This is a genomic window from Halopolyspora algeriensis (assembly GCF_003337235.1).
GTDB lineage: Bacteria > Actinomycetota > Actinomycetes > Mycobacteriales > Pseudonocardiaceae > Haloactinomyces > Haloactinomyces algeriensis.
Genome location: NZ_QPJC01000007.1, coordinates 23898 through 36696 on the forward strand (window position 1 = coordinate 23898; position 12799 = coordinate 36696).

12 protein-coding genes are annotated in these 12799 nt (G+C 67.3%); 7 read left to right on the plus strand and 5 right to left on the minus strand.

Annotated features, from left to right (window positions below):
- Positions 1 to 28: 28 nt before the first annotated feature.
- From DFQ14_RS12105 to DFQ14_RS12130, 6 genes are all read left to right on the plus strand, one after another.
- Entirely contained in the window at positions 29 to 1240 is a 1212-nt protein-coding gene (locus DFQ14_RS12105) for a glycine cleavage T C-terminal barrel domain-containing protein (RefSeq protein ID WP_114453367.1), read from the plus strand.
- A complete protein-coding gene (locus tag DFQ14_RS12110; protein WP_114453368.1) occupies positions 1237 to 2082 on the plus strand; it encodes a methylenetetrahydrofolate reductase in 846 nt (281 codons plus the stop codon). The genes DFQ14_RS12105 and DFQ14_RS12110 overlap by 4 nt, the downstream gene beginning before the upstream one ends.
- A complete protein-coding gene (locus DFQ14_RS12115) occupies positions 2079 to 3776 on the plus strand; it encodes a formate--tetrahydrofolate ligase (protein ID WP_114453369.1) in 1698 nt (565 codons plus the stop codon). The genes DFQ14_RS12110 and DFQ14_RS12115 overlap by 4 nt, the downstream gene beginning before the upstream one ends.
- Entirely contained in the window at positions 3773 to 4378 is a 606-nt protein-coding gene (locus tag DFQ14_RS12120; RefSeq protein ID WP_114453370.1) for a cyclodeaminase/cyclohydrolase family protein, read from the plus strand. Before DFQ14_RS12115 ends, DFQ14_RS12120 begins: the two co-directional genes overlap by 4 nt.
- A 241-nt stretch (positions 4379 to 4619) precedes the next feature.
- The gene (locus tag DFQ14_RS12125) at positions 4620 to 5852 is read left to right on the plus strand and encodes a lipase family protein (protein WP_114453371.1); all 1233 of its coding nucleotides are present in this window, start codon (positions 4620 to 4622) and stop codon (positions 5850 to 5852) included.
- Positions 5853 to 6130: 278 nt separating this feature from the next.
- Positions 6131 to 7540: a GntP family permease gene (locus DFQ14_RS12130; RefSeq protein WP_114453372.1), complete on the plus strand. Its 1410-nt coding sequence runs from the start codon at positions 6131 to 6133 to the stop codon at positions 7538 to 7540.
- A gap of 6 nt (positions 7541 to 7546) precedes the next feature.
- Here the strand turns inward: DFQ14_RS12130 and DFQ14_RS12135 are convergent, their stop codons facing one another.
- Complete coding sequence (locus DFQ14_RS12135; RefSeq protein WP_114453523.1) at positions 7547 to 8275, minus strand: FadR/GntR family transcriptional regulator; 729 nt, start codon at positions 8273 to 8275, stop codon at positions 7547 to 7549.
- 134 nt (positions 8276 to 8409) lie between these two features.
- On the opposite strand from DFQ14_RS12135, the gene DFQ14_RS12140 reads away from it, so the two are divergent.
- Positions 8410 to 8925, plus strand: coding sequence for a gluconokinase (locus DFQ14_RS12140; protein ID WP_114453373.1), 516 nt, complete (start codon positions 8410 to 8412; stop codon positions 8923 to 8925).
- Here DFQ14_RS12140 and DFQ14_RS12145 read toward each other — a convergent pair whose 3' ends face one another.
- The 4 genes from DFQ14_RS12145 to DFQ14_RS12160 form a co-directional block, all read right to left on the minus strand.
- Complete coding sequence (locus DFQ14_RS12145; protein WP_114453374.1) at positions 8926 to 9348, minus strand: universal stress protein; 423 nt, start codon at positions 9346 to 9348, stop codon at positions 8926 to 8928. It abuts the gene before it with no gap.
- A gap of 265 nt (positions 9349 to 9613) precedes the next feature.
- Positions 9614 to 9892, minus strand: coding sequence for a type II toxin-antitoxin system RelE family toxin (locus DFQ14_RS12150; protein WP_114453375.1), 279 nt, complete (start codon positions 9890 to 9892; stop codon positions 9614 to 9616).
- Complete coding sequence (locus tag DFQ14_RS12155) at positions 9889 to 10179, minus strand: type II toxin-antitoxin system Phd/YefM family antitoxin (protein WP_114453376.1); 291 nt, start codon at positions 10177 to 10179, stop codon at positions 9889 to 9891. Before DFQ14_RS12155 ends, DFQ14_RS12150 begins: the two co-directional genes overlap by 4 nt.
- Before the next feature lie 86 nt (positions 10180 to 10265).
- Positions 10266 to 12779, minus strand: a complete 2514-nt coding sequence (locus tag DFQ14_RS12160) for a DEAD/DEAH box helicase (protein ID WP_114453524.1) — start codon at positions 12777 to 12779, stop codon at positions 10266 to 10268.
- Between the last annotated feature and the right edge of the window lie 20 nt (positions 12780 to 12799).

A 12799-nucleotide genomic window follows, 5' to 3' on the forward strand; every position in this document is an offset into this window, starting at 1 on the left:
CTCACCCGAAAAGAGCGAGGAGCGTCCCATGAGCATCAATCCGAACCCGGGAATCCTGCAGTACCCGCGCATCCGCAAGTCCCCGTTCTTCTACGCCTCCCGCCGCCACGGCGTGGGCATGTACAGCGTGTACAACCACACCTATCACGCCCGGCACTACGGCGACCCCGTCGCCGAGTACTGGGCCCTGCTGGAGGACGTGACGCTGTGGGACGTCGGCGTCGAGCGGCAGGTGGAGATCACCGGCCCCGACGCCTTCGAGTTCACCAACATGCTGGTTCCCCGGGACCTGAACAAGTGCAAGATCGGGCAGTGCAAGTACGTGTTCATCACCGCCGAGGACGGCGGCATCATCAACGACCCCGTCCTGCTGCGGCTGGGTGAGAACCACTTCTGGCTCTCGCTGGCCGACAGCGACGTGCTGCTGTGGGCGAAGGGGCTGGCCTACAGCCTGGGGATGAACGTGCAGATCCGCGAGCCCGACGTGGGACCGGTGCAGGTGCAGGGCCCCAAGTCCCGGGACGTGATGGTCGACCTGTTCGGCGAGTCCATTCTGGACGTGCCGTACTACTACGCCGTCGACCGCGAGCTCGACGGGATGCAGATGGTCGTCTCGCGGACCGGCTTCACCGCCGAGCTCGGCTACGAGATCTACCTGCACAACGCCAGCAGGGACGGCGTGAAGCTGTGGGAGACCATCTGGGAGGCCGGCCGCCCGTACAACATGCGCGTGATCGGTCCCTGCCACATTCGCCGCATCGAGGGCGGGCTGCTGTCCTGGGGCAACGACATCACCTACAACACCAACCCGTTCGAGGTCGGCTACGGCTTCGAGGCCACGTGGATGGTCGACCTCAACCAGGAGGCCGACTTCATCGGCAAGCAGGCCCTGACCCGCGTCGCCAACGAGGGCATCGCGCGCAAGCTGGTCGGCGTGGAGATCGGCGGGCCGAGCGTCGGCTCCTTCAACGACGGGTCGATGATCGACGTCTTCGACGTGCGCGACCCGCACGGCCTGCGCATCGGCGAGGTCACCTCCGCCTGCTACTCGCCCCGGCTGGAGCGCAACATCGGCTACGCGATGGTGCCGATCAGCTACTACGAGACGGGCACTCCGCTGGTGGTCGACACCCAGCACGGGCCGCAGGACGCGGTCGTGGTCGAAAAGCCGTTCCTCGACGCGAAAAAGGACATCCCCAAGCAGCTCCAGCGGCAGGAAACGGCGGTGCCATCACGATGACCACGAACACGCAACAGCAACTGCAGCGCTATCTCAGCCAGGCGCGATTCGAGGTTCTGCCGCTGTCGGGGGTCCTGGACCAGGCCGACACCCTGCCCCGGGACGCCACCGTGACCGTGACGTCGTCTCCCTCGAAGGGCACGGAAGCGACACTGGACACGGCCGCACAGCTGCGGAGCAAGGGGTTCCACGCGGTTCCGCACCTGTCCGCGCGGCTCGTCACCGATCGCTCGCACCTGGCGGAGCTCTACAGCCGGATCGACGAACTCGGACTCTCCGAAGTCTTCGTGATCGCCGGGGATTCCCCGACCCCGGCCGGGGAATTCACCGACGCGCTCTCCCTGTTGCGGGCCACGGACGAACTGGGACTCCGGCCACCCCGGGTCGGAGTCACCGGCTATCCCGAACCCCACGCCTTCATCTCCGACCAGACGACCATCCAGGCCCTCGACGAGAAATCCCGCTACGCCGACTACATCGTCTCCCAGATCTGCTATGACCCGAACACGATCGTGTCCTGGGTGAAGGCCGTGCGGGAGCGTGGCGTCACGCTCCCGATCCACATCGGAGCTCCCGGCTCGGTGGATCCGAAGAAACTGCTACGGATCTCGCTGAAGATCGGTCTGGGGCCGTCGATGCGGTTCCTGCGCAAACAGCAGGGTGTGGTCACCAGACTGCTCACGCGCTACACCCCGGAGACCATCTTCGACGAACTGTCGCCCTACCTCCTCGACCCGGACTACGGGATCGCGGGCTGGCACCTGTTCACCTTCAACGAGATCACCAAGACCCGCAAGTGGGTCGACGAGATGGCCGCACGACTTCAGGAGGTTCCGGCATGAGCATCCCGTCGGATCTGGACATCTCGCGTTCGGCTCCACGCAAATCGCTCGATGACATCGCCGAACGGCTCGGGATCGGCACACACCTGCTCGAACCCTACGGTCACGACGTCGCGAAGATCTCGCTGCAGGCACTCGACGAGTTGCCCGAGCAGAACCAGGGGAAGTACGTGGTGGTCTCCGCGATCACCCCGACGCCACTGGGCGAGGGCAAGACCACCACGACGGTCGGGCTCGGGCAGGCGCTGCAGCAACTCGGCAAACGCTCGGCGATCGCGGTCCGCCAGCCCTCCATGGGGCCGACCTTCGGCATCAAGGGTGGCGCCGCGGGCGGCGGGTACAGCCAGGTCGTTCCGATGGAGTCGTTGAACCTGCACCTGACCGGGGACATGCATGCCGTGACGGCAGCGCACAACATGCTCGCCGCGATGGTCGACAACCACCTGCACAAGGGAAACCGGCTCGGCCTCGATCCGCACCGCATCACCTGGCGCCGCGTCATCGACGTCAACGACCGGGAATTGCGCAACATCGTCACCGGGCTCGGAAGCGGCGCCGACGGCACGCCCCGGCAGTCCGGGTTCGACATCACCGCGGCCAGCGAGGTCATGGCGGTTCTGGCCCTGTCCACATCGCTGCACGACATGCGCAGGCGCCTGGGGCGCATCGTCGTCGGCTACACCCACGACGGATCCCCGGTCACGGCCGAACAGCTGGGTGCCGCCGGGGCGATGACCGTGATCATGCGCGAGGCCATCAAGCCGAACCTGATGCAGACGGTGGAGAACACGCCGGTGCTGGTCCACGCAGGCCCGTTCGGCAACATCGCCCACGGCAACTCCTCCATCGTGGCCGACCGGATCGCCAGTCGCTGCACCGATTTCCTGGTCACCGAGGCCGGATTCGGCGCCGACATGGGAGCGGAGCGGTTCTTCAACATCAAGTGCCGCAACTCCGGGCTGCGTCCCGACGCAGCCGTGCTGGTGGCGACCGTGCGCGCGCTGAAGGCGCACTCCGGCCGGTACCGCGTCGTGGCGGGCAAGTCGCTGCCGGAGGAACTGCTCGCCGAGAATCCGGACGACGTGCTGGCGGGGGCGGACAATCTGCGCAAGCAGATCGACAACATCCGCCTGCACGGTGTCTCTCCCGTCGTGGCGATCAACGCGTTCCCGACCGACCATCCCAGCGAACACGAGACCATTCGCCGGGTCGCCGAAGAAGCGGGCGCGCGGGTGGCCGTGAGCAACCACTTCACCGATGGCGGGAAGGGAGCGATCGAACTGGCCGAGGCCGTGGCCGAGGCAGCCGAGGAGCCCAGCGGGTTCCAACTGCTGTACCCGGATTCCGACGACCTGCGCACGAAGATCGAAACGATCGCCACTCGGGTCTACGGCGCCGAGGAGGTGTCCTACCAACCGGCGGCGGCCAAGGCGCTGGACAGCTACACCGCGAACGGGTTCGGCTCGTTGCCGGTGTGCATCGCCAAAACCCACCTGTCGCTGAGTTCCGATCCCACGCTGCTCGGAGCCCCCACGGGGTGGACACTGCCGGTGCGCGAGGTGCGGGCCTCGGTGGGTGCCGGCTTCGTCTACCCGATCTGCGGTGACATGCGCACCATGCCCGGGCTGGGTTCACAGCCCGCCGCGGAGCGCATCGACATCGACGATCGCGGTGAAGTCGTGGGGCTGAATTGAGCATCCTCGACACCTCCGTGCGGGATTTCCTGGCCGAGGTCGCCGCACCGACACCGTCCGCCACGGGTGGCGGTGTCGGTGCGGTGACCACGGCCGCCGCCGCGGGCTTGGTGGCGATGGTTGCCCGGCTGTCGACGTCACTGCAGGACTCGGCCGAACTCGCGGCCCAGGCGGAAGGCTTGCGCGAGCGGGCGATGGAACTCGCCACGGCGGACGCGGACTCCTATGCGGCGGTGCTGGCTGCCCAGCGCCGCCCGCGGGAGGACCCGGACCGTGCCGAGGCCCTGCGGGAAGCGCTCGCGGCAGCGGCCCGACCGCCTTTCCGGCTCGCCCTGCTCGCATCCGAGATCGCCGATCTGGCGGCCGATCTGGCCGAGCGCGGCAAGCCGGTACTGCGCGGCGACGCGGTCACGGCGACCACGCTGGCTGCTGCCGCCGCCCGCAGCAGTGCCGTCCTCGTACGGACCAATCTCACAGCAGCCGGTCACTCGCTCGAACACGCCGATTCCGCCGATGCGGCAGCCGCCGCGGCACAGCGCTCCTCGGCGACGGACACGACCGCCATGGGCTCGTCCTCGGAGGCGGGAACCTCCAGCCGCTGAACGGAGCGGCTTCGCGCCCCATGTCCGCGCTCGATCGTGATCAATTCGAGACTTTCCAGTACCGCTTCGCGCCTCCACGCATAGCACCAGCTCACGCCGTCGCGCGGTCACATCCTCGCGCGTCTCTCCTCGATGCAGCTCGGTAAACAGCGTTGACAAGTGATCCACGTCATCCGAATACTTTTCGGAAATCTTGCCGACTGCTCATTGCCGGTGACGCGTACCGGCCAGGGGAGACCCGATGCGCACACCTCGTCGTTCGTTCCGTACGGCGGCACTGTGTCTGACAGTGCTGACCAGCATGGCGGTGACCGCCACCGGCACCTGGGCGGAGCCGGAAAGCTCCTCGTTCTACGACCCACCCGCACCGCTGCCGCCGGGCGAGAACGGCGACATCATCCGGCACGAACCGTCGGATTTCTTCCTCGATCCGCTCAAGACCGTGCCCGCCTCCGCCGAAGCACACCGGATCATGTACCGCAGCACCGACACGCACGGCGATCCCATGGCGGTCACCGGCACCGTGCTGACACCGCAGGTCCCGTGGACCGGCGCAGGCGAGCGCCCGATCATCGGCTACGCGGTCGGCACCCAGGGGCAGGGCGACCAGTGCGCGCCGTCCAAGCTGATGGCCGCCGGCAAGGAGTACGAGGGCGCGTTCCTGCAGGGAATGCTGGCACGCGGCTACGGGATCGTGGTCACCGACTACGAGGGCCTGGGCACTCCCGGTGTGCACACCTACGTCAACAGCGCCTCCGAGGGCCACGCCGTGCTCGACGCAGTCCGCGCCGCCCAACGCCTCGACGAGGCCGGCCTGCCCGATGACGGTCCGGTCGCCACCTCCGGGTACTCCCAGGGCGGCGGCGCCTCCGCCGCGGCGGCGGAGCTGCAGGCCGACTACGCGCCCGAACTGGACTTCCGGGGTTCCTACGCGGGAGCGGTGCCCGCCGACCTCGGTGCCGTGGCGGAATTCCTCGACGGGAGCCCGTACTTCGGCTTCGCCGGCTACGCGATCAACGGCGTGGAGGCCGCCTACCCGGAGGTGGACACCGACGAGATCCTCAACGACCGCGGGGAGCGGATCCTCGAGGAGATCGAGCAGCAGTGCGTGGGCGAGACCGTCGTGCGGTACCCGTTCACGCAGTCCAGCACACTCACCGAGGACGGCCGTCCACTGTCGGCCTACCTCGACGAGGAACCCTACGCCGCCATCCTGGCCGAGCAGCGCATCGGCGACCGCGCTCCCGAGGCACCGGTCCTGGTCGCGCACAGCGCCTTCGACGACATCGTGCCGTACGAGCAGGGCAGGAACATGGCCCGTTCCTGGTGCGAGGAGGGCGCGACCGTGCAGTTCTCCACCTACCCGTCCCCCACTCACCTCGCCACCGCGGTCGCCGCATTCGGCGAGGCGTTCGCATTCCTGGAAGCCCGCTTCGCGGGTCTACCCGCTCCCGGCAACTGCGGAAGCTTCTGAGACCGCCCCACCGGCAGCACACCTCATCCGCCCCGGGATCCGAGCGCTCCCGGGGCGGTTTCGTCTCGTGTGGGCATCCCGCCCGATCGCATCGAAAACAGCACCTCCACAATGGAGCCGAACGAACACGGAACGCAGCACCGCCCTGCCTGCGCAACTCACGGGTAACTTCCTCGCACAACGGGGTTGTATTCGTATCACCATTGGGGCACAGTGTTGCGCACCGCAGTCGACCCTCCGCGTCGACCTCACGCTCATCAATGGCGAGGAGTTCCACGTTGGAAACGATGCAACCCGCATACGGGGTTGTGCCCCTGTTGCTCATCGCAGTAGCAGCGGTCGCATTGCTGTTGCTGCTGATCATGCGGTTCAAGCTGCATGCCTTCATCTCACTGGTACTCGTCAGCCTGCTGGTGGCCCTGGCCACCCAGGTCCCGCTGGACGAGATCGTGGACACCCTGCTCGCCGGGTTCGGCGAGACACTTGCCAGCGTCGGCCTGCTGGTCGGGCTGGGGGCCATGATCGGGCGACTACTCGAAATCACCGGCGGCGCACAAGTCCTGGCGAACACCCTCATCAACCGCTTCGGGCGCGGCCGCGCACCGCTCGCACTCGGCGTGGCATCACTGATCTTCGGTTTCCCGATCTTCTTCGACGCCGGCTTCGTCGTCTTCCTGCCGATCATCTTCAGCGTGGCCAGGCGATTCGGCGGCTCGCTGCTGCTGTACGCACTGCCCGTGGCCGGTGGATTCGCGGCGATGCACGCCTTCGTCCCGCCGCATCCGGGGCCGGTGGCCGCCGCCACGCTGCTCGGCGCCAACGTCGGCCTGGTCCTGCTGGTCGGCCTGCTCGTCGCGATCCCGTCCTGGTACCTCGGTGCCTACCTGTTCTCCCAGTTCATCGGCCGTCGCCTCGACGTGCCGCTGCCCAGCAACATGCCCGGTGCCAGCAGCACGAGTGGTGACGGTGGCACCGAGGACGAGGGCCAGGAGCCTCCGGTGCAGCTGCCGCGCTTCAGCACCGTGATCACCATCCTGCTGGTTCCGCTGTTCCTGATCTTTCTGAACACGGGCCTGGACACGCTGGGCAGCACCGGCGTGGTGAATCCCGATCAGACGTGGGTGCAGGCGCTGCAGATGATCGGGCAGACCCCGATCGCCCTGCTGGCCACGGCCATTCTCAGCATCGTGGTGCTGGGCCGTGGCCGGTCCAACGCCAGTGTCGAGCAGATCGTCAACGGTGCGCTGGGCCCGGTGTGCTCGATCATTCTCATCACCGGCGCCGGCGGCATGTTCGGCGCGGTGTTGAACAAGAGCGGGATCGGCACCGCGCTGGCCGATACCCTGGCGGCCGCGGGATTTCCGCTCATCGTGGCGGCTTTCGTGATCTCGACGGCTCTGCGGGTCGCCCAGGGATCGGCGACCGTCGCACTCACCACCACAGCGGGCCTGCTCGCGCCGACCGTTGCCGCGACCGAGGGGTTGTCACCGCTCTACCGCGTGCTGCTGGTGCTGGCCATCGCCTGTGGTGCCACGGTGCTGTCCCACGTCAACGACTCCGGGTTCTGGCTGGTGACACGCTTCCTGGACATGGACGTCAAGACGGGGCTGAAAACCTGGACGGTCCTGGAAACACTGCTCGGCGGAATCGCCTTCCTGCTGGTGCTGCTGATCAGCCTGGTTGCTTGACCGCGGTCACGCCGGAGAAGTATCGGGGGGGTGCGACCGTGTTTCCGCCACGGCCGCACCCACCTCGGTGACGATGCCGTGCATGGCCACCCGGGCCACGTCGGCGTCGGACGTCTCGATCGAGGAAGCGACCAGCGCGTGCAAGCGCAGCGCTTTTTCCTCGGGCTGGGGCGGCATCAGGTGGTGCACCGTGCGCCCGATCAGCACCTCCTCGATGACCTCGGACAATCCGGCCATCATCTCGTTGCCCGATGAGGCCAGGAGCAGGCGGTGGAACTCGATGTCCAGGGTCAGGAAGGCTTCCAGGTCTCCGGCCCGCCCGGCCTCCCGCATCAGCGGTCCCAACTCGGCCAGCCGGGCTCGCTGCTGCGGCGACGCACGTTCGGCCGCCAGAGCGGCAGCCGACGGTTCCACGGCCGCACGCAGCTCCGTCAGCGATCGCAGCTGGGCATTGCGGCCCCTGCCCGCCATGCGCCAGCGGATCAACTGAGGATCGAAAACGTTCCACTCGGCCTGGTCCGAGACGGTGACCCCCGTCCTCGGGCGACTCACCACCATGCCCATCGACTGCAGGACGCGCACGGCCTCGCGGGCGACGGTGCGCGAGACGCCGAACTGCTGCTCGATCTGCTCCAGCGTCAGCATGTCCCCCGGGGCGTAGTCCCCGCCGGCGATCGCCGGACCGAGCACGCCCAACACGCGGTCGTGCAGGGTCCGATGACTCGTCGGGGCCATCCGCCCACCACCTTCCGAGCCGGCGTCGGTACCGTCCGCGACAGTGCCGCGTCGCATTGATATCACCAATCATACTGCCATCGGTGCTGTGCAGTTCCTGAGCGAACCGCACAGCACCGTGCGAGGAGAACAGCATGTCGATTCAGACCATGATCATGGGTGTGTCCGGATGCGGCAAAACCACGGTCGGCAAGCTCCTGGAAGAACGGGCCGGCCTGGAGTACGCGGAGGCGGACGAATTCCACCTCCCTGCCAACATCGCCAAGATGAACGCAGGGCGGGCGCTCACCGACGAGGACCGCCTGCCGTGGCTGCGCCGGCTTGCCGAGTGGATGGGGCAACGTCGGCAGGCCGGTGCGTCGACGGTCCTGGCGTGCTCGGCACTCAAACGCTCCTATCGCGACATCCTGCGTGCGCACGCTCCGGACCTGCGAGTGGTGCACCTGTCCGGGTCCGCCGACCTGATACGAGAGCGCATGCTCACCCGGCAGGAGCATTTCATGCCCGCTGCCCTGCTGGAGTCCCAACTGCGGGACCTCGAACCGCTCCAGAGCGACGAGGACGGCATCACGCTGGACTTGACGCTCGCACCGGAGAGCCTCGTACGGCACTCGATCGCCTGGCTCACCCGGCAACCGGCCGAGGCGTGATCACCGCACCACGGTCACCGGGCAGTGCGCATGCTGCACCAGTTTCAGCGCGGCCGAGCCGAGCAGCATCCCCCCGAAAGCACCGTGCCCTCTGTTCCCCAGCACCAGCAGGTCGGCCTGTTTCGACAGCCCCATGAACTCGTCGACCACGTGTCCGCGCAACAGGCGTGTCCTGATGTCCACTGCGGGGAACTGTTCCCGGACGGGGGCGACCACCTTCTCCTGGGACTTCCGGGCGCGATCCTCGAGATCCGCGTCGGATTGCACCAACCGGTACCCGAACTGGACGGGCTGGTGCCACACCGTGATCACATGCACCACACCGCCGAGCTGGTGAGTGTATTCCGCTGCCCATCGCAGCGCATGCTCGGACTCCTCCGAGCCATCCACTCCCACCACGACAACCGGCAAACGCGGCGCCATGATCGACTCCTTCCAGAGCTCTACGGCCACGGCGACAAGACCGACACTTCACCGGATACTCGCAAGTCATCCCGACACCCGACCGTATGGCACGCGCACCACCAGCGCCACCACACGATCCGCCTACCGGACACGACCGAGTGGCAGTCGCGGCGCGCCAACCCGGGCGTCGGTTCTGGAGGGCCTGCCGGGGACAGCGCTACAGCTGGTCGACGGCGGTCACCCGGATCACGGGGGTTCCCGCCTCGTCGGAAGCGGGCACCGGTCAGTGCGAACGATAAGCGTCCCGGCGATGAGCCACCGTGACCACGCTGACAAGGATCTCCTTGTCGTCGATTTCGTAAAGGGCTCGGTACTCACCCCGCCTTGTGCTACGCAGCCGTTCCAACGGTGGATCGAGGCGTTTGCCGAGGCGCCGTGGATTATCGGCAACCGGACCGGTGAGGTGTTCATGCATCGCCACTGCGGCATCCAGCGGCAGCCGGTTCATCTGGCGACGAGCAGCGGCAGTGTAGGAAATCGTATAGCTGCCGGAATGGCTCACTCGTCGGCCGCCGAACGGGCTCGGAGATCAGCAGCCACTTGGTCCGAGGAGACGGTGCGGCCTGCGTGCAGATCAGCCAAACTCTCTTCCAGGGTACGCACAAGGTCGGAGTCCGACAGGACCTCGATGGTCTCCCGCAAACGATCCAGTTCACCGGAGGGCACCACATCCGCGACATGCTCGCCGTGGGCGATGATCGGCACGCTTTCACCGTGCTCAGCACGCTCCACCGCTTGGTTCCACGAGGCCAAACCGTCCGCGGAAACACTCACCGGATGTTCGCTCATGGCACCAGTATGCGACATTGCCGCAGGGATCCCAACAGCACATACGGAGCCGGAGTGCGGGTCGGGCCGTCCCGGCAAGCGGCTTGCTACAGCTGGTCGACGGCGGTCACCCGGATCACGGGGGTTCCCGCCTCGTCGGAAGCGCCGAGGTCGATCTCGGCGCTGATCCCCCAGTCGTGATCCCCGGCCGGGTCATCGAAGACCTGGCGCGCGAACCAGCGATCGGATTCCTCGGTCAGCATCAGCAGTGCGGGACCTCGCGCGTCGGCGCCGGTGCCGATCTCGTCGTGCTGCTCGAAGTAGTCGTCCAGGGCCGCGGCCCACTCCTCGGCATCGAAACCGCTCGCGTGGTCGAGTTCGCCCAGTTCCTCGTGGCAACGCCGGGCGGCGAGCTGCACGCGCCGGAACAGCGCGTTGCGTACCTGCACCCGGAACGCGCGCGTGTTCGCGGTCAGCCGCCATGTCTCCTCGGCGGCAGGCTCCGGTGTGGCGGATTTCACCGCATCGGGATTGCGCAGGCGTTCCCACTCGTCCAGCAGGCTGGAATCGACCTGACGCACCAGTTCACCCAGCCATTCGACGAGGTCGCCGAGCTCTTCGGTCTTGGCGTCGTCGGGCACGGTCTGGCGCAGTGCCTTGTAGACATCGGCCAGGTAGCGCAGTACCAGTCCCTCCGACCGCGCCAGCCCGTAGTGGTTGACGAATTCGACGAAGTTCATCGCTCGTTCGGACATGTCGCGGGCGACGGACTTCGGCGAGAGCTCGTGCTCGGCCACCCACGGATGCCCCCGCCGGTAGGTCTCGTAGGCCGCTTCCAGCATCTCCTCGAGCGGCTTCGGATGGGTGATGTCCTCCAGCATCTCCATGCGCTGCTCGTACTCGATGCCCTCGGCCTTCATCTGCGCGACGGCTTCCCCGCGCGCCTTGAACTGCTGGGCGGACAGGACCTGCCGCGGATCGTCCAGTGTCGACTCGATCACCGAGAGCACGTCGTGGGCGTAGGTCGGCGATTCCGCGTCGAGCAGCTCGATCGCGGCCAGCGCGAACGGCGACAGTGGCTGGTTGAGCGCGAAGTCGAACTGCAGGTCCATCGTGAGCCGCACCGTGCGTCCCTGCTCGTCGGGCTCGTCGAGGCGCTCCACCACCCCTGCCGCCAGCAGGGCCCGATAGATGGCGATCGCACGCAGGATGTGCCGCCGCTGGGCGGGCCTGCTCTCGTGGTTGTCGGTCAGCAGGTGGCGCATCGCCGCGAACGCATCACCCGGCCGGTTGATCACGTTGAGCAGCATGGCGTGGGTGACGCGGAAACTCGACGTCAACGGTTCGGGCTCGGCCTCGACGAGCTTGTCGAAGGTTTTCTCGTTCCAGGACACGAACCCCTCCGGTGGTTTCTTCTTCACCACCTTGCGACGTTTCTTCGCGTCGTCGCCCGCCTTGGCCAGCGCTCGCTCGTTTTCGATGATGTGCTCGGGTGCCTGCACCACGACGGAACCCGCCGTGTCGTACCCGGCACGGCCGGCGCGGCCGGCGAGCTGGTGGAACTCGCGGGCCTTGAGGTGGCGGGTGCGCGTGCCGTCGAACTTCGTCAGGCCGGTCAGCAGCACCGTCCGGATGGGCACGTTGATGCCGACGCCGAGAGTGTCGGTACCGCAGATGACCTTGAGCAGTCCCGCCTGCGCGAGTTGCTCGACCAGGCGCCGGTACTTCGGCAGCATCCCGGCGTGGTGCACGCCGACACCGTGGCGGAGCAGACGCGAGAGGGTCTTGCCGAATCCCGCGGTGAAGCGGAAGTCCCCGATGGCTTCGGCGATGGCGTCGCGCTCGGCGCGGGTGGCGACGTTCATGCTCACCAGTGCCTGCGCCTGTTCCAGAGCCGAGGCCTGGTTGAAGTACACGATGTAGATCGGTGCCTGGTGACCGGCGAGCAGTTCCTCGACCGTCTCGTGCAGCGGGGTCATGGCATAGCGGAACGTCAGCGGGACCGGCCGCTCGGCGGAACTGACCACGGCCGTCTCACGACCCGTGCGCCGGGTGAGGTCCTTCTCGAAGTGACTGACGTCACCGAGCGTGGCCGACATGAGCACGAACTGCACCTGCGGCAGTTCCAGCAGGGGTACCTGCCAGGCCCAACCGCGTTCCGGCTCGGCGTAGAAGTGGAACTCGTCCATGACGACCTGGCCGACCTCGGCACGCGCACCGTCGCGCAGGGCGATGTTGGCCAGGATCTCGGCGGTGCAGCAGATGATGGGGGCATCGGCGTTGACGCTGCTGTCCCCGGTCAGCATCCCGACGTTGTCGGCGCCGAACACGTCGACCAGCGCGAAGAACTTCTCCGAAACGAGCGCCTTGATGGGCGCGGTGTAGAAACTGCGCTGCTTGCCGGCCAGTGCCGTGAAATGCGCCCCGACGGCGACGAGGCTCTTGCCGGAGCCGGTGGGCGTGCTCACGATCACGTTGGCCCCGGACACGGCCTCCATCAGCGCCTCCTCCTGCGCTGGATAGAGCTCGATGTCCTGCTCGCTCGTCCACGTCACGAAGGCGTCGAGCAGAGCGTCAGGGGCGGGATCGGGGGTGTCCGGGAGCTGGTCGGTAAGCGTCATCGCATCTTTCATCGTCCCTG

Excerpts from the sequence above, each read along its gene's own strand:
- DFQ14_RS12155 (WP_114453376.1), bottom strand. The coding sequence starts at position 10,179 with ATGAGCGAACATCCGGTGAGTGTTTCCGCGGACGGTTTGGCCTCGTGG.
- DFQ14_RS12105 (WP_114453367.1), top strand. The coding sequence starts at position 29 with ATGAGCATCAATCCGAACCCGGGAATCCTGCAGTACCCGCGCATCCGC.
- DFQ14_RS12110 (WP_114453368.1), top strand. The coding sequence starts at position 1,237 with ATGACCACGAACACGCAACAGCAACTGCAGCGCTATCTCAGCCAGGCG.
- DFQ14_RS12115 (WP_114453369.1), top strand. The coding sequence starts at position 2,079 with ATGAGCATCCCGTCGGATCTGGACATCTCGCGTTCGGCTCCACGCAAA.
- DFQ14_RS12145 (WP_114453374.1), bottom strand. The coding sequence starts at position 9,348 with ATGGCGCCGCGTTTGCCGGTTGTCGTGGTGGGAGTGGATGGCTCGGAG.
- DFQ14_RS12140 (WP_114453373.1), top strand. The coding sequence starts at position 8,410 with ATGTCGATTCAGACCATGATCATGGGTGTGTCCGGATGCGGCAAAACC.
- DFQ14_RS12160 (WP_114453524.1), bottom strand. The coding sequence starts at position 12,779 with ATGACGCTTACCGACCAGCTCCCGGACACCCCCGATCCCGCCCCTGAC.
- DFQ14_RS12125 (WP_114453371.1), top strand. The coding sequence starts at position 4,620 with ATGCGCACACCTCGTCGTTCGTTCCGTACGGCGGCACTGTGTCTGACA.
- DFQ14_RS12135 (WP_114453523.1), bottom strand. The coding sequence starts at position 8,275 with ATGGCCCCGACGAGTCATCGGACCCTGCACGACCGCGTGTTGGGCGTG.